Source organism: Arthrobacter sp. 9E16 (assembly GCF_002929435.1).
Taxonomy (GTDB): domain Bacteria; phylum Actinomycetota; class Actinomycetes; order Actinomycetales; family Micrococcaceae; genus Arthrobacter_B; species Arthrobacter_B sunyaminii.
In genome coordinates, this window is sequence record NZ_PJIU01000005.1 from 157,869 (window position 1) to 173,430 (window position 15,562).

Consider the following 15,562-nt stretch of genomic DNA (forward strand, 5'->3'; position numbering starts at 1 on the left):
TCTTCAAACGGGCCCGCAGAGCAGCACATTAAACGGCAGGCGCATGGCTGACGCGGGTCAGCCGCGCACCTGAACTCTACCCGCAGGAATTATCGGATGCGCAAAGGGTATGAAGTGCGGAAAATCGAATCCAATCCGTCGTCCATAATTAATAGCGATGACTTCTCTACGCACCAAAGTTCTGGCCCTTGTCGCATTACCTGCAATTCTGCTTGGTTCCTCAGCCTGCACCCCGCTGGCGGACACCGGGACAGGAGCAAATGCAGGGTTCGGAGCCGGAGGCAGCAGTTCATCGGTGCAGGAGGCAGCGTCCGGATCGGCGCTGGAACAGCTGGACACCCTTCCGATCAAGGGCCGCGCTCCGAAGACCGGATATGACCGGGACCAGTTTGGGCCGTCCTGGGCCGACGTGGACCGCAACGGATGTGACACCAGGAATGACATCCTGGCCCGTGATCTCACCGCCGTCGTCTACAAGGACGGAACCAAGGAATGCGTGGTGGCATCCGGAACCTTCGCAGACCCGTATACGGGTACAACCATTAACTTTGTGCGGGGCAATGAAACAAGCACGGCCGTTCAGATTGACCACATTGTGGCGCTGTCCGATGCTTGGCAGAAGGGTGCCCAGCAGCTGTCCGCCGAAGAGCGGCGCCAGCTTGCGAATGACCCGTTGAACCTCATGGCCGCGGACGGTCCGGCTAACGGATCAAAATCTGATTCCGACGCCGCCACCTGGCTGCCGGCCAACAAGGCCTTCCGCTGCGAGTACGTGGCCCGCCAGGTTGCGGTCAAAGCCCGGTATGAGCTGTGGGTGACCCAGGCTGAACACAACGCCATTGCCGGTGTCCTCGAGACGTGCCCGGACCAGCCCGTTCCCGACGGAAGCCGGAGCGCAGCAGCTGCCGTTGCGGGGCCGCCCGCCGCCGAAGCCGGAAAAGCACCCGTCTACGCCAACTGCGCGGCCGTCAAAGCAGCCGGCGCGGCGCCTATCCGCCCCGGCGATGCGGGTTGGGATCCCAAGTTCGACGGCGACGGCGACGGCGAAGGCTGCACTTCCTAGCCTGCACCCCCGGTCGGGACTGTACCCCTCAGCCGGGAGTCGTCAGTCCGTGCGGCTGTCGTTGACGGTCAGCGCCGCAGTGATTAGCGCCAGGTGGGAGAGTCCCTGCGGGAAGTTGCCCAGGAAGGCGGAGTCCTCCTCGGCGATCATTTCGGTGTAGAGCCCGACGTCGTTCGCCAGCGGCACTAGCTGGTCCATGAGCTCCACCGCTTCATCCCGCCGGCCAACGTGGGTCAGCGCGGACACCATCCAGAACGCACACGCCACGAAGGTGCCTTCCTCCTTTTCCGCGCCGCTGTACCGGTAGAGCAGAGGACCGCGGCCCAGCTCCTCCCGCAGCGCGTCGAGGGTGGAACTCATGCGCTCGCTGCGGTCGAAGCCGCTGATGGCATGGAGCAGGATGGAGGCGTCCAGCTTGTCGGATCCCGGATACCAGACGTAGCTGCCGCGTTCCTCGGACCAGCAGTTCTCCCGCACCCACGCTTCGATCCGGTCTTTCTCGGCCCGCCACCGGTCTGAGGGGCCGGGAATCTGCCCCAGATCGGCCAGATGCGAGGCGCAGCTGAGGGCATGCCAGCAGCCCAGCTTGGACGTGGTGTAGTGCTGCTCGTCGTACAGCTCCCACATCCCGGCATCGCGTTTTTGCCAGGTGTCGCAGGCCAGATCCGCCAGATCGGCCAGCAGCCGCCCGGTACCGGTGTCCAGGACGTGGCCGGCATCGACGTAGAGCTGAACAATATTGAACAGATCCCCAAAGACTCCCATTTGGAGCTGGGATGCCGCATTGTTGCCCCGGACCACCGGTCCAATGCCCCGCCAGCCGGGCAGATCCAGCTCCTCGGCGCCGTCCGCCGGTTCTCCGTTCAACGCGGTGAACACCTGCAGATCCTTGCCCTGGCTGCGGATGCTCTTCAGCATCCCGGCGACGGCGGCATGGACCTCCTCACGCAGGCCAAACCGGGTCAGGGCGTTAAGCGTGTAAGCGGTGTCGCGGACCCACGCGTACCGGTAGTCCCAGTTCTTGCCGCCGGCCAGGCTCTCGGGCAGCGACGTCGTAGCGGCGGCCGCCACTGCGCCCGAGGGACTGTGGATCAGCAGTTTCAGCGCCAGTGCGCTGCGCTGCACTGCCTCGGACCACGGTCCGTCGTAGGTGAACTCCTTCATCCAGCTCTGCCAGTTGGCGATGGTGCGGTCGACGCCGGCATCCACGGTCTGCGGGTCCGGCAGCGCCAGCGGCTCGTCATGGGTGGAAACAACGGCCACCAGGTGCCGGGAGCCGGGGGAGGTGGAGAAGGAGCCGGAAATGCTGCGGTCAGAGACCTGCTGCCCGCCGTGCTGAAAGCCGCGGACCCCGATGGTGGTTTGCTGGGCGTGGAGCACCGGCCCGTGGGCGCTGTCCTCCACCCAGGGCGAGGCGGTGCCGAAACAATTGCCCGGTGCCACGGACCAGCGCATCCGCACGGTGCCTGCCAGCCCCTCGATCCGGCGTGCCAGCTCGCCCCAGGGCAACCGTCCGGCCACGCCGGTATTGAGGGAATCCGTGACGCGGACGCTTCCGGAAGCAGTGGTGAAGGTGGTCGCCAGGACATTCGTTCCGTCCACGTAGGCCCGTTCCACCCTGAAGTCCTCCTCCGGACGCAACTCGATCCGGCCGCCGTCGTCCGCATCCAGCAACGCTGCAAAGGAAGGAACCGAGTCAAGGTCCGGGGTGGGATACCAGTCAACTGCTCCGTCCCGGGCAACCAGCGCAACGGTGCGTCCGTCCCCAATAGCGGCGTAAGAACGCAGTTCCGCATAACCGTTGATGCGTTCGTTCGGATGGGGTTGCGCGGAGCTTTCGGCAGTCATCGGGGCCTTCCGTTGATCAGCGGATCCATTTGTCCATCCTAAAACCCGGCTGCTGGAGCCGGAACGGCCGTAGGATGGGCCTTCAGCGTTCCGGCGCGTGGAAAAGTGCGCTTTTCCCTAAGTGCTGTATTCCATTGGAAACACCCGTTCTCCTTTTCGAAATGTCTGGCTGTAAGGATCGGAATATGACTTCTTCTCTCACTATTGGTTACGCGGCAATGCTGGAACAGTTCCATCCCACTGAAGCGGTGGCGTTGGCGGAATACGCGGAGAGCAAAGGTTTTTCCGGCGTTATGGCGGCCGATCATTTCCAGCCGTGGGTTCCCGCGCAGGGCCAGTCCGCCTTTGTCTGGAATGTTCTCTCCGCCCTGGGCGAGCGCACCAAGGGCGATATTGGGCCGGGCGTCACGGCGCCGACCTTCCGCTGGCATCCGGCGATGGTGGCGCAGGCTTCCGCCACCCTTGCGGCCATGTATCCCGGCAGGCACTGGCTGGGACTGGGGTCCGGTGAGGCGCTGAACGAGCACATTACCGCCCAGTACTGGCCGGAAGCACCGGAGCGCATCAACCGGATGTTCGAAGCCATCGACATCATCACCAAGCTCTTTACCAACTCCCTGGCCGGCAAGGACGTGCGCCACAAGGGCGAGTTCTACAAGATGGAGTCCACCCGCCTGTGGACCATGCCGGAGACGGCCCCGGAAATCCTGGTGGCCACCGCAGGACCGGTCACGGCAAAGCGTGCCGGCCGGCACGCCGACGGACTGATCACCGTGGGAGCTCCGCTGGAGAAAATCGGGATGCTCTTTGAGAAGTTCGACGCTGGAGCCCGCGAGGCAGGCAAGAACCCGGACACGATGCCCAAGGTCCTGCAGCTGCACATGAGCTGGGCCGAGACGGACGAGGAAGCCCTCACCAACGCCATGGTGGAATGGCCCAACGGCGGCATGAAGTTCCCCAAGGGGGACATCCGGTCTCCGTTCGAGCTGGAGCAGATGGCCAAGCTCGTCCGGCCCGAAGATTTCGAGGGCCGGATGGTCATTTCCAGCGATCCCGATGTCCACCGCGCCTACATCCAGAAGTTCGTGGACCTGGGCTTTGACCGCATCTATCTGCATAACGTGGGACGGAACCAGCGCCAGTGGATTGATGTGTTCGGCGCCAGCGTCCTGCCGGCACTGCAGCGCTGACCGATGCGCACCATCACGGCTTTTGCGCTCCCCGGCATCAGCGAAATCACGCCCGGCGCCGATCTGGTGTCTGTCATCCTGGACGCCGCAGCATCAACTCCGGACGCGGCACTGCGGCCGGGAGACATCCTGGTGGTCACCTCCAAGATTGTGTCCAAGGCCGAAGGCCGGCAAGTAGCGGCGGAGGACCGGGAACAGTGCATCACCGAGGAAACCGTTCGGGTGGTGGCCAGCAAGGTTCATTCCGGAGGCGTGACCCGGATCGTGGAGAACAAGCTGGGGATCGTGGCCGCCGCAGCGGGTGTGGACAACAGCAACACCCCTGCGGGGACGGTCCTGCTTCTTCCCGTGGATCCGGACGCCTCGGCCCGGGCACTGTGCGCCGGCCTGCGCCGGAAGCTGGGGTTCGACGTCGGGGTTCTCATCACCGACACTCTGGGGCGCGCGTGGCGTGACGGGCAGACCGACGCCGCCATCGGAGCCGCCGGCGTGGACGTTCTGCTGGACCTGCGGGGAACCTCCGATGCCTTTGGCCAGGAGATGAAAGCCACCCTGACGGCGGTTGCGGACGAGATCGCCGGCGCCGCGGACCTGGTCAAAGGCAAAACCAGCCAATGCCCGGTGGCAGTGCTCAGAGGCCTGCCGGATTTGGTGCATCCTGAAGGATATTTCGGCGGCGACCGGGGAGCCCGGGCACTGGTGCGTCCTCCCGCCCATGACCTGTTTCGGCTCGGCAGTGCGGAGGCCTGGCGCGAGGGCTACGCAGCGGCCTGCCGGGACGCCGGCCTGCCGGAGCCGCTCTGGGACTAGGCGGAGGCCTCGAGCCGAGGGGCCGCCGCGCTGGCCGGCGAGGGCAGGGACAGGGCAATCAGCGGACGCCCCGTGGCGGGGTGGACCAGCACATGCGCCTGGACTCCGTACACCTCGCGGATCAGTTCCGCGGTCAGCACCGTCCGCGGATCACCGGCCGCCACCACGGTGCCGCCGGACAGGACAATCACATGGTCGCAGTGGGCTGCGGCATGGGTGAGGTCATGAAGGGCGGCGACGACGGCGATGCCGCTCCCGGCCAGCTCCCGCAGCAGCGCCAGGGTGGTCAGCTGGGCATGCGGATCGAGGTGGTTGGTGGGCTCGTCCAGGAGCAGCAGCTGCGGGTGCTGGGCCAGGGCCCGGGCCAGCTGGACCCGCTGCCGCTGTCCGCCGGAGAGTTCGTTGAACAACCGGTCCGCAAGCTCCGGCACCCCGGCGGTCCGCAGCGCGGCGGTAACTTCGGCGTCGTCGTCACTGGTGCCGAAACCCAGCAGGGACCGGTGCGGCATGGTGCCCAGGGACACGACGTCGCGCACGGTCAGCGGTGCATCGGTGCCGGATTCCTGCTCGGCCAGCGCGGCAATCCGGGCACGTTCCCGGCGCGGACGGCGCAGCAGATCCCTGCCCTCCCACAGCACGGTGCCGGTGCGCACGGGCACCACGCCGGCCAGCGCCCGCAGCAGCGTGGACTTTCCGGCGCCGTTGGGGCCCACCAGCGCCGAGAGGGCGCCGGCCGGAACCGTGCAGTCCACCCCGTCCACCACCAGCTTGCCGCCAAGGCGAATCTCAAGGTCCGCGGCATCAAGGGCCTTCACGGGCCGGCCGGCTCCCGGCGCGCCGCTCATGCTCCGCCCTTTCGCCGGGCGAGCACATAGGCGAACACCGGTGCCCCGATCACGGCGGTGACTACTCCCACCGGCAGCTCCCGCGGCTCAAAGGCGGCCCGGGCCGCAGTATCGGCCCAGACCAGGAACACGGCACCCAGCAGGGCGGACAGCGGCAGCAGGCTGCGGTGGCCGGGGCCCGTGACCAGGCGGACCACATGGGGAAACACCAGGCCGATAAAGCCAATCGAACCGCTGACGGACACCATGGCTCCGGTCAGCAGCGCAGTGGCGGCCAGCATGGACCACCGAACGGCCGGAACATTGATGCCCAGGGCGGAGGCGGCGTCGTCCCCGAAGGCGAACCCGTCCAGGAGGCGGGCGGTGCCCAGCAGCGGAAGACCCACCACCAGCAGGGCACCGGCGGCTATGCCCGCGCTGGACCACTGTGTGCCGGCCAGGGAGCCGAGCAGCCAGCCCAAGATGTTCCGGTAGGAATCTCCGGTGGCGGTCCAGAAGATCACCAGGCTGGTGAGGGCGCTGCCCAGGGAGGACACCGCCACTCCGGCCAGGACCGTGCGCGACGGGGTGAGCCCGCCCGCCAGCCGGGCCAGGAGCAGGGTTGCAGCCAGTGCGGCCAGGGCCCCAATGAATGCTGCCAGCGGCAGCAGCAGCTGAGCGCCCAGCAGCACCACGCACACGGCCCCCAGCGATGCACCGGAGGACAGGCCCAGCAGATACGGGTCGGCAAGGGCGTTGCGGGTCAGCGCCTGCATGACCGCACCGCTGACGGCCAGCCCGGCGCCCACCGCCGCCGCGGTGAGCACCCGGGGCAGCCGCAGTTCCCAAATGATCCCGTCCTGCAGGGCGGACAGCGGGCTGGTGCCGATGCCCAGACGGGCGAGCATGGAACGGAAGGCGTCCGGCACGCTGATGTCCGCCGGTCCCACGGTCGAGGCGGCGGCGACGGACAGCACCAGTGCCGCGGCAAGCACCACTGTTGCGGTGCCCGTGGGGAAGCGGCGCCGGGGTGCCGGCGGTTCCGCTCCGGGCCCGGGCATCGAACCGGCGTCTTCCCGGTGCAGGCGGAGGGCCGTCACGGCAGCCTTGTGAGCTGACCGGCGAGGTCTGCCACGGCGTCGGCATTGCGCACCCCGGCCTCGCCCGCAGCGAAGGGAAGGACCAGATACCGCTCATTGATCACCGCGTCCATGCCGGCGGTGGCAGGGTTGGCGGCCAGCAGTTCCTTCTTTGACTCCGCGGTGTTCCGGTCCGCGTCCACCAGCACAATGACGTCCGGATTGGCATCCACCACGGTCTCCCAGCTCAGGGACGCCCAGGATTCCTGGACATCCGCGGCGATATTCTCCAGTCCCAGCTGCTCCATCATCATTTGCGGAGCGCCCAGTCCTGCCCCCGCGTAGGGAGTGTCCCGGCCGGAGGAGAACCAAAAGGCCGTCATGCCGTCTCCCGCCGGCGATACGCCGGCCAGGATCTCCCGCTGTTCAGCCACCAGGGCAGCCGCGGCCTCGGGGGCGCCCAACAGGGCGCCGGCTTCCGTGATGTCCTCGAAAACGGATTCAAAGGTCAGCTTGCCGGGAAGTCCCTCTTCCCGGCAGGCCGCCGGAGAGACATAGGTGTTAATCCCGAGCGAGGCCAGGACACCGCGCTCGCCGGCGGCATCGGCGCTCAGGTTGGACTCCCAGCCGGCGTAAATGAAGTCCGGTTCACGCTCCAGCACCACTTCCTGCGAGGGCGCGGCATCGGACAGCGACGGCAGGGAATCCGCCTCGTCCGCCAGGGATTCCGGCACCGGTCCGTCCAGGAACGCCGTACCCACTACTTTGCTGCCCAGCCCCAGGGCCAGGACTGTTTCCAGCGAGGTGGATTTGATGGCCACGATGCGTTCGGGGGCGGCGGTGAGTGTCACATCCGTGCCGCAGTTGGAAACGGAGACCGGGTACGACGACGACGGCGGTGCTGACGGTCCGGCGTCCGGCTGGGCGGCCGGCGCTGCAGCCGTGGAACAGCCAACTGTGCCGGCAAGGGCTGCGGCCAGAAGCAGGGAAAGGGCAGACACGCGGGTTCGGTTCATAGGTCCTCTTGGTGCGGCGTAGTGCGGCGGGAAATCGGAGGGGATCTATGGCCCAAGTCCAGACCAGAGTTACCGGCCATACGCGGCCGGTGATCTTCGATGAACGCTAGCACTCCTTTGTTTGCTGAATTCTTTGTTGCGGCCCGTTACGCACCACGGATAACCGCATCACGGCCCGCACCTCTTTGAGGAAAGCAGCACCAAAACCCTTGCGGGTTCCGCAATAAAGGCGAAGGATGAACCCACCCTGCGGCAAATGGCGCACCAGCTTTTACGCCGCGGAAATGTTAAGGAAACGTTCGGCACAAAGACTGATAAAGGCCCTGAACCGGCCGATCGACACTGCGGCACAACACGCCGCTACTAGGAGGCACAATGACAATCATCCGCACAGCCCTGACCCAGACAACGTGGACCGGGGATGAAGAGTCCATGGTTGCCAAGCACGAGGAGTTTGTCCGCAAGGCTGCTGCCGAGGGCGCGCAGATCATTTGCTTCCAGGAGCTTTTCCACGGCCCGTACTTCGGAATTGTGCAGGACAACAAGTATTACGACTATGCGCAGAAGGTTCCTGGTCCCCTCACCGAGCGGTTCTCTAAACTCGCGGCCGAGCACAACATGGTGATCATCCTGCCGATCTATGAAGAGGAGCAGCCCGGAGTCCTCTATAACACTGCGGCGGTGATCGACGCCGACGGAACATATTTGGGCAAATACCGCAAAAACCACATTCCCCATGTGGAGAAATTCTGGGAGAAGTTCTACTTCCGGCCGGGAAACATGGGGTGGCCGGTTTTCGACACTGCAGTCGGAACCGTGGGAGTCACCATTTGTTATGACCGGCACTTCCCCGAAGGCTGGCGCGTACTTGGCCTGAACGGCGCCCAAATTGTCTTCAACCCCAACGCTTCCAAACCGGGACTCTCCAACCGGCTTTGGGAACTCGAGCAGCCCACCGCTGCGGCAGCCAACGGGTATTACGTGGTGGTGCCCAACCGGGTGGGCAGCGAGACCAATGAGTTCGGCGACGAAGCAGTCGATTTTTACGGAACGTCCTATGTTGCCGATCCGCAGGGCAACTACGTGGGGGAGCTGGGGGACCGCCACAACGAAGAACTGATGATCCGTGATCTGGACATGGACCTGGTTCGCACGGCGCGCAACAACTGGCAGTTCTACCGGGACCGCCGGCCGGATGCGTACACGCCCATCACTAACCCGTAACAGCCGGTTCATCGGACGAAAGCACCAGAAGGCAGACAAGGGAGTCGTTTTGAGTACAACACTGATCACCGGAGGAACGGTTGTTACCTCCACCGGCCGCAGCGAAGCGGACGTTCTCATTGACGGGGAGAAGATCGCGGCGGTACTCGCACCCGGTTCCACCCTGCTGGGGCATGACCTGGCCGGTTCCGTAGACACGGTCCTGGATGCCCGCGGCAAATATGTGATTCCCGGCGGCATCGATGCGCACACCCACATGCAGATGCCCTTCGGTGGCACCGAAGCCTCCGACACCTTTGAAACCGGCACCCGCGCCGCGGCCTGGGGAGGTACGACGACGATCGTGGACTTCGCGATCCAGCGGTACGGCGAGCGGGTGATGGACGGTTTGGACGCGTGGCATGAGAAGGCTGCGGGGGAATGTGCCGTCGACTACGGCTTTCACCAGATTGTGGGGGACGTCAATGATGATTCCCTCAAGGCGATGGCGGGGCTCATCGATGAGGGGGTGTCCAGCTACAAGCTGTTCATGGCCTATCCGGGGGTTTTCTACAGCGACGACGCGCAGATCTACAAGGCCATGCGGGTGGGAGCCGAAACCGGTCTGATGACCATGATGCATGCCGAGAACGGCCCGGCCATTGATGCCATGGTCAGTGAACTGCTGGCCCAGGGCAAAACCGATCCCTATTACCACGGGGTGGCGCGGGCCTGGCAGATGGAGGAGGAGGCCACCCACCGGGCCATTATGCTGGCCAACCTCACCGGTGCGCCCCTGTATGTGGTCCATGTGTCCGCGAAACAGGCCGTGGAGCAGCTGGCCGCAGCCCGCGACAACGGGCAGAACGTCTTCGGCGAAACCTGTCCGCAGTACCTGTACCTGAGCTTGGAAGACCAGCTCGGCGCTGACGGCTTCGAGGGTGCGAAGTGGGTTTGTTCCACGCCCCTGCGTTCCAAGCACGAGCACCACCAGGACCACATGTGGCAGTCGCTGCGCACCAATGACATCCAGATGGTGGCCACGGACCACTGCCCGTTCTGCATGAAGGGGCAAAAGGACCTGGGCCAGGGGGACTTTTCCAAGATCCCCAACGGCATCGGGTCGGTGGAGCACCGCATGGACCTGATGTACCAGGGCGTGGTGGACGGCAAGATCTCGCTCGAGCGCTGGGTGGAAATCACCAGTACGACGCCGGCGCGCATGTTCGGTATGTACGGGGCCAAGGGCGTGATCGCCCCGGGTGCCGATGCCGACGTCGTAATCTACGATCCCAACGGCCACACCTCGATCGGATTGGAGAAAACCCATCACATGAACATGGATTACTCCGCTTGGGAGGGCTACGAGATCAACGGGCACGTGGACACGGTGCTGTCCCGGGGACGGATCCTCATCAATGACAACGAGTACCTCGGGTCCAAGGGCCACGGCCGGTACGTCCGCCGGGGACCCAGCCAGTACCTGATCTAAGCCAGTACCTGATCCAAGTCAGTACCTACAAGGAGCGGAACAGCATGGAATTTGGCGCAGTACTGCAATGCAATCCGCCCGCAGCCCGAACGGTGGCGCTCGCGAAGCGGGCCGAGGAATTCGGGTTCGACTACGTGTGGACGTTTGACTCTCACATCCTGTGGCAGGAACCCTATGTGATTTACAGCCAGATCCTGGCCGAAACACAGAACATCAAGGTGGGGCCCATGGTCACCAACCCGGCCACCCGGGACTGGACCGTCACGGCTTCCACCTATGCCACGCTGAACTCGATGTACGGCAACCGTACGGTGTGCGGCATTGGCCGCGGGGACTCCGCGCTGCGGGTCAGCGGGGGATCGCCCACCACCCTGAAGACGCTGCGGGAATCGATCCATGTGATCCGCGAGCTGGCGAACTCCCGGGCGGTGGAATACAACGGGCGGACCATCCAGTTTCCGTGGAGCACCGGTTCGGAACTGGAAATGTGGGTGGCTGCCTACGGGCCGCTGGCATTGAAACTCACCGGCGAAGTGGGAGACGGGTTCATTCTGCAGCTGGCCGATCTGGACATTGCGGAATGGATGATTGCCACCGTGCGGAGCGCCGCGGCAGCGGCGGGACGCGATCCAATGGCGATCAAATTCTGCGTGGCCGCGCCCATGTACATAGGGGATGACTGGGAGCACATGCGGGACCAGTGCCGTTGGTTTGGCGGGATGGTGGGCAACCACGTGGCGGACATCGTGGCCAAGTACGGGGCCGACGCCGCCGTGCCGCAGGCGCTGACGGACTACATCGCCGGTCGGGAAGGCTACGACTACAACGAGCACGGACGGGCGGGTAACACCCACACCGCCTTTGTACCGGACGAGATCGTGGACCGGTTTTGCCTCATGGGCACCGTGGAGCAGCACATCGAAAAGCTCGAAAAGCTGAAGGCGCTGGGCGTGACCCAGTTCGCCGGCTACCTGCAGCATGACAACAAGGAGGAAACCCTGCGGGTCTACGGCGAGAGCATCATTCCGGCACTGCGTGAGCACGTGAGCGCAACGGCATGAGCAGGGCATGAAAACGACGGCGGGGCCGGCGGCCCGGATTGGATGGGCCGCCGGCGGAGTCCTTGCCCCGGTGCTGCTGTGGGAAGGGTACAAACTTGCCGGTCCGGTCAACGGACTGAACGTCGCGGGGATACCGCTGCTGCCGCGGAACTCCGACCTCGCCATGCCGCACATCTGGACCATGCTCGGGAGGCTGGCCGAGCCGGCCACCTCGGCGGCAGGGGCCTCGCCGCTGTGGATGGCCGTGCTCCAGGCTGCCGCCTTCACCCTCGGGATCGCGGCACTGGGCTGGCTGATCGGGGTCACGGTGGGCGTGGGCCTGGCCATGCTGATGCAGCGCTTCCGGTCGGCGGGCTCCGCACTGCTGCCCTGGATCATCCTCAGCCAGACCGTCCCGCTGATCGCCATTGCGCCGCTGGTGCGGCGGTGGGGTTCCCAGCTGGAGATCGGGTCCTTCAGCTGGGAGAACTGGATGTCCGTGGCGGTCATAGCGTCCTATCTGGCCTTCTTTCCGGTGGCGATCGGTGCCCTGCGCGGATTCTCCGCTCCGGAGAACAATCATGTGGACCTGATGCACACCTACTCCGTGGGCTGGTGGCGCAGCTTCCTGTTCCTGCGGCTTCCGGCCAGTGTTCCCTTCCTGCTGCCCGCCCTGCGCCTGGCCGCAGCCAACGCGGTCATCGGGGCCGTGGTGGCTGAGGTGTCCATCGGATTGAAGGGTGGGATCGGCCGGATGATCGTGGAGTACGCCGCCGCGGCCGGCGGAGACCCGGGCAAACCCTGGGCTCCCATTTTTGGGGCCGTCCTGCTGGGACTGGCAGCTGTCGCTGCCACCACCGTGTTGGGACTGTTCCTGCACCGCTACCGCAGAGGAGAACAAGCATCATGAGCGGACCAAATGAGCCGGCCGTGCAAACAGCAACGGTGACCACACCCGAACCCGCAGTCCAGGTCCGCAACGTGCACCGGGTGTTCTCCACCGGGCGCGGAACCGTGACAGCGCTGGAAGACGCAAACCTGACGGTTGCGCCGGGCGAGTTCGTGTCGCTGATCGGGCCGTCGGGCTGCGGCAAGTCCACCCTGCTGCGCCTGATCGCAGATCTGGATGAACCGACCAGCGGAACCATCAGCGTCTTCGGCCGCACCGCCCGGCAGGCCCGCCGTGAACAGGCCTACGGCATTGCGTTCCAGCAGGCAGGACTTCTGCCGTGGCGCACCGTGCGGGCAAACATAGAGCTGCCGCTCCAGCTTCACGGAACGGCAGCCGCCGTCCGCCGGAAACGCGCCGACGAGCTCCTGGGCATGGTGGGCCTGACCGAATTCGCCGATTCTTTTCCGGACCAGCTTTCCGGCGGGATGCAGCAGCGCGTGGCGATTGCCCGGTCCCTGGCCGAAAGCCCGCGGCTGCTGCTGATGGATGAGCCGTTTGGCGCCTTGGACGAAATGACCCGCGAACGGATGCAGAACGAGCTGGTGCGGATCTGCGCGGAAACCGGCGCCGCCGTCGTTTTTGTCACGCACTCCATTCCGGAAGCTGTTTTCCTTTCCGACCGGGTGTTCGTGATGTCGGCCCGCCCGGGCCGGATCAAGGAGGTGCTGCAGATGCGGCTGGGTTCGGCGGGGGAGCGCGGGGATGACCTGCGCGAGGAAACGGCCTTTTACGCCGCCATCACGGCCGTCCGGGAGTCACTGCACGGCACCGAAGTGGCGCAGCTGCGCGGAGTTGAGACACGGTGACGGTGCTGAAGCCGGCGGCGCTGAAGACGGCACCGGCTGCTGCCGCCGCCACCTCGCCGGCACTCCTGGGCCGGGCGGTCGACGGCGGCCGGAAGGCGGCACTGCCGGTGCTGCTGGGAGTAGCCGCGGTGCTGATCTGGCAGGGAGCCGTGAGCCTGTTCGCGGTTCCGGCGTTTGTCCTGCCGGGTCCCTTCGCCATCGCGGCGGCCTTCTTTGGGAACGCAGCAAACATTGCCTCCGCCTCGCTCGTGACGGGAAGCAATGCCCTGGCCGGGCTGGTGATCGGCGGCCTGATTGGAGTGCTGGCCGCCGTCGTGGCCGCCTTCCTGCCTATTTTTGACCGCCTCGCCAGCCCCACCGTCACCGCGCTGTCCGTGGTGCCCATCGTGGCGGTGGCTCCGGTGCTGTACACAATGTTCGGCGCCGGCGAAGAAGCGCCGCGGCAGATCGTGGCCGGAATAGCGGTCTTTGTGCCGGTCTACGTAAATTCGCTGCGCGGGTTTCGGCAGGTGCGCCCGGTGCACCGGGACTTGATGCGCTCCTATGCCGCGGGCCGCTGGCAGGCAACGCGTGCGGTGACCCTGCCCAGTGCAGTGCCCTATATGTTTACCGGGCTCCGGATCGCGTCCTCGCTGGCGGTGATTTCGGCGCTGATTGCTGAGTACTTCGGCGGTCCGGTGGGCGGACTGGGCAAATCCATCACGTCGGCCGCTGCCGGCAGCAACTACACACTGGCCTGGGCCTACGTGCTGGGCGCCGTCGTCGTCGGCCTTCTTTTCTTCTGTGCAACCGCAGTGCTGGAGAAATACAGTTCCCGGCACTGACTCTGCCGGTCCTCATCTGACCATCCCTTCCGTCCGAAGGGGAGGCTACCTCGACCCATTCACACTCACTGGAGGCAATGACATGGCAAGTGGAAAACGCATCCGCACGGCTGCGGCGGCTGGAACCGCCGCAATTCTGTTCCTGGCAGGCTGCGCCTCGGACAGCGGGGCAGAAGCTGACGGCGAATCTGCCGAAGGGCTGACGCCGGTGACGCTGCAGCTGCAGTGGTTCTCGCAGGCCCAGTTCGCGGGCTATTACGCGGCTCTGGACCAGGGCTTCTTTGAAGACGAAGGCCTGGACGTGGAGATCGTTGAAGGCGGCGCGGACATCGTGCCGCAGGACGTGCTTGCCTCGGGAGACGTGGACTACGCGATTTCCTGGGTGCCCAAAGTCCTGGGGTCGATCGAGCAGGGCGCCAACATCACCAACGTGGCGCAGATCTTCGAACGCAGCGCCACTCTGCAGGTGGCCATGGCTGATTCCGGCATCGACGGACCGGAGGACCTGGCCGGAAAGAAGGTGGGGTCCTGGGGTTACGGCAATGAATGGGAGCTCTTCGCCGGAATGCAGGATGCAGGCGTGGAACCCGGGGACATTGAGCTGATCCAGCAGGCGTTCGACATGAACGGGTTCCTGTCCGGGGACATCGACGCAGCGCAGGCCATGACGTACAACGAATACGCCCAGGTCCTGGAAACCGTCAATCCCGACACGGGGGAGCTGTACCAGCCCGAGGACCTGACCGTCATCGACTGGAATGAAGAGGGCTCGGCCATGCTGCAGGATGCCATCTGGGCTGACGCGGACCGGTTGGCCGATGACTCCGAATACCAGGAGACCACCACGGCGTTCATCAAAGCCGCCATCAAGGGCTGGATCTATGCCAAGGACAATCCGGAGGACGCGGCACGGATCGTGACTGAATCCGGATCCACCCTGGGCCAGAGCCACCAGCTGTGGATGACCAACGAGACCAACAAGCTGATCTTCCCCTCCACCAACGGTGTCGGAATGATCGATGAGAGCGCGTGGCAGAAGACGGTGGACATCGCGATGGGTACGCAGAACGAAACCGGAGCCACCATCCTCACCACCGAGCCGCCGGAAACCGCCTACACCAACGAGTACGTTCAGAAGGCACTGGCTGAATTGGAAGAGGAGGGTGTGGACACCAAGGCTGCGGATTACCAGCCCGTGGAGGTGACCCTGGCCGAGGGCGGAAACTAAGCAACGCACGACGGCGGCCGGCAGCTTTGCTGCCGGCCGTCTGCCATGCCCGTCGCCCCTGGATTGTGCCTGTCGGGGGTCGAGTTGCGCGGGCCTGAAACCTTGTGTAGAGTCTTCTAAGTCGCCGCGGCCGGGAGTTGGAAAACATCCCGAGCATGGCGGCCAAACCCCACCAAAAACTTCCTGG

Annotated in this window: 14 protein-coding genes; 10 read left to right on the forward strand and 4 right to left on the reverse strand. The window is 65.2% G+C overall.

Annotated features, from left to right (window positions below; translation table 11 throughout):
* Nucleotides 1–157 precede the first annotated feature (157 nt).
* Complete coding sequence (locus CXR00_RS17375) at nucleotides 158–1,063, forward strand: DUF1524 domain-containing protein (protein ID WP_104056198.1); 906 nt, start codon at nucleotides 158–160, stop codon at nucleotides 1,061–1,063.
* A gap of 42 nt (nucleotides 1,064–1,105) precedes the next feature.
* Here CXR00_RS17375 and CXR00_RS17380 read toward each other — a convergent pair whose 3' ends face one another.
* Complete coding sequence (locus CXR00_RS17380; RefSeq protein ID WP_104056200.1) at nucleotides 1,106–2,911, reverse strand: glycoside hydrolase family 15 protein; 1,806 nt, start codon at nucleotides 2,909–2,911, stop codon at nucleotides 1,106–1,108.
* Between the two features lie 185 nt (nucleotides 2,912–3,096).
* Between CXR00_RS17380 and CXR00_RS17385 the strand changes: the two genes are divergently transcribed.
* Together CXR00_RS17385 and cofE are read left to right on the forward strand one after the other, a co-directional pair.
* Nucleotides 3,097–4,101 carry a TIGR03557 family F420-dependent LLM class oxidoreductase gene (locus CXR00_RS17385; RefSeq protein WP_104056202.1) on the forward strand — a complete coding sequence of 335 codons (1,005 nt, stop codon included), beginning with the start codon at nucleotides 3,097–3,099 and terminating at the stop codon, nucleotides 4,099–4,101.
* Between the two features lie 3 nt (nucleotides 4,102–4,104).
* Nucleotides 4,105–4,911, forward strand: coding sequence for a coenzyme F420-0:L-glutamate ligase (gene cofE, locus CXR00_RS17390; protein ID WP_104056204.1), 807 nt, complete (start codon nucleotides 4,105–4,107; stop codon nucleotides 4,909–4,911).
* Here the strand turns inward: cofE and CXR00_RS17395 are convergent.
* From CXR00_RS17395 to CXR00_RS17405, 3 genes are read right to left on the reverse strand one after another with little or no spacing between them, the layout of a single operon-like run.
* A complete protein-coding gene (locus CXR00_RS17395; protein ID WP_104056206.1) occupies nucleotides 4,908–5,756 on the reverse strand; it encodes an ABC transporter ATP-binding protein in 849 nt (282 codons plus the stop codon). The genes cofE and CXR00_RS17395 overlap by 4 nt on opposite strands.
* Entirely contained in the window at nucleotides 5,753–6,796 is a 1,044-nt protein-coding gene (locus tag CXR00_RS17400) for a putative F420-0 ABC transporter permease subunit (protein ID WP_104056246.1), read from the reverse strand. The genes CXR00_RS17395 and CXR00_RS17400 overlap by 4 nt, the downstream gene beginning before the upstream one ends.
* Nucleotides 6,797–6,831: 35 nt before the next feature.
* Nucleotides 6,832–7,830, reverse strand: a complete 999-nt coding sequence (locus tag CXR00_RS17405) for a putative F420-0 ABC transporter substrate-binding protein (protein ID WP_104056208.1) — start codon at nucleotides 7,828–7,830, stop codon at nucleotides 6,832–6,834.
* 375 nt (nucleotides 7,831–8,205) lie between these two features.
* Between CXR00_RS17405 and CXR00_RS17410 the strand changes: the two genes are divergently transcribed.
* From CXR00_RS17410 to CXR00_RS17440, 7 genes are all read left to right on the forward strand, one after another.
* Nucleotides 8,206–9,054, forward strand: a complete 849-nt coding sequence (locus CXR00_RS17410; protein WP_104056210.1) for a nitrilase-related carbon-nitrogen hydrolase — start codon at nucleotides 8,206–8,208, stop codon at nucleotides 9,052–9,054.
* A gap of 49 nt (nucleotides 9,055–9,103) precedes the next feature.
* Nucleotides 9,104–10,525 (forward strand): dihydropyrimidinase, encoded by a 1,422-nt coding sequence (gene hydA / locus CXR00_RS17415; RefSeq protein WP_104056212.1) that lies wholly within the window; start codon nucleotides 9,104–9,106, stop codon nucleotides 10,523–10,525.
* A 44-nt stretch (nucleotides 10,526–10,569) separates the two neighbouring features.
* Entirely contained in the window at nucleotides 10,570–11,586 is a 1,017-nt protein-coding gene (locus CXR00_RS17420) for a TIGR03842 family LLM class F420-dependent oxidoreductase (protein ID WP_104056214.1), read from the forward strand.
* 7 nt (nucleotides 11,587–11,593) lie between these two features.
* Entirely contained in the window at nucleotides 11,594–12,475 is an 882-nt protein-coding gene (locus CXR00_RS17425; protein ID WP_104056216.1) for an ABC transporter permease, read from the forward strand.
* Entirely contained in the window at nucleotides 12,472–13,323 is an 852-nt protein-coding gene (locus tag CXR00_RS17430) for an ABC transporter ATP-binding protein (protein WP_104056218.1), read from the forward strand. Before CXR00_RS17425 ends, CXR00_RS17430 begins: the two co-directional genes overlap by 4 nt.
* Nucleotides 13,320–14,147 carry an ABC transporter permease gene (locus CXR00_RS17435; RefSeq protein ID WP_258060584.1) on the forward strand — a complete coding sequence of 276 codons (828 nt, stop codon included), beginning with the start codon at nucleotides 13,320–13,322 and terminating at the stop codon, nucleotides 14,145–14,147. The genes CXR00_RS17430 and CXR00_RS17435 overlap by 4 nt, the downstream gene beginning before the upstream one ends.
* Before the next feature lie 82 nt (nucleotides 14,148–14,229).
* Nucleotides 14,230–15,375 carry an ABC transporter substrate-binding protein gene (locus tag CXR00_RS17440; protein WP_104056220.1) on the forward strand — a complete coding sequence of 382 codons (1,146 nt, stop codon included), beginning with the start codon at nucleotides 14,230–14,232 and terminating at the stop codon, nucleotides 15,373–15,375.
* The last annotated feature ends 187 nt before the right edge of the window (nucleotides 15,376–15,562 follow it).

Bases quoted from the DNA above. Each gene is read 5' to 3' on its own strand.
- CXR00_RS17375 (WP_104056198.1), top strand. From the start codon at position 158: ATGACTTCTCTACGCACCAAAGTTCTGGCCCTTGTCGCATTACCTGCA.
- CXR00_RS17380 (WP_104056200.1), bottom strand. From the start codon at position 2,911: ATGACTGCCGAAAGCTCCGCGCAACCCCATCCGAACGAACGCATCAAC.
- CXR00_RS17385 (WP_104056202.1), top strand. From the start codon at position 3,097: ATGACTTCTTCTCTCACTATTGGTTACGCGGCAATGCTGGAACAGTTC.
- cofE (WP_104056204.1), top strand. From the start codon at position 4,105: ATGCGCACCATCACGGCTTTTGCGCTCCCCGGCATCAGCGAAATCACG.
- CXR00_RS17395 (WP_104056206.1), bottom strand. From the start codon at position 5,756: ATGAGCGGCGCGCCGGGAGCCGGCCGGCCCGTGAAGGCCCTTGATGCC.
- CXR00_RS17400 (WP_104056246.1), bottom strand. From the start codon at position 6,796: ATGCCCGGGCCCGGAGCGGAACCGCCGGCACCCCGGCGCCGCTTCCCC.
- CXR00_RS17405 (WP_104056208.1), bottom strand. From the start codon at position 7,830: ATGAACCGAACCCGCGTGTCTGCCCTTTCCCTGCTTCTGGCCGCAGCC.
- CXR00_RS17410 (WP_104056210.1), top strand. From the start codon at position 8,206: ATGACAATCATCCGCACAGCCCTGACCCAGACAACGTGGACCGGGGAT.
- CXR00_RS17420 (WP_104056214.1), top strand. From the start codon at position 10,570: ATGGAATTTGGCGCAGTACTGCAATGCAATCCGCCCGCAGCCCGAACG.
- CXR00_RS17425 (WP_104056216.1), top strand. From the start codon at position 11,594: ATGAAAACGACGGCGGGGCCGGCGGCCCGGATTGGATGGGCCGCCGGC.
- CXR00_RS17430 (WP_104056218.1), top strand. From the start codon at position 12,472: ATGAGCGGACCAAATGAGCCGGCCGTGCAAACAGCAACGGTGACCACA.
- CXR00_RS17440 (WP_104056220.1), top strand. From the start codon at position 14,230: ATGGCAAGTGGAAAACGCATCCGCACGGCTGCGGCGGCTGGAACCGCC.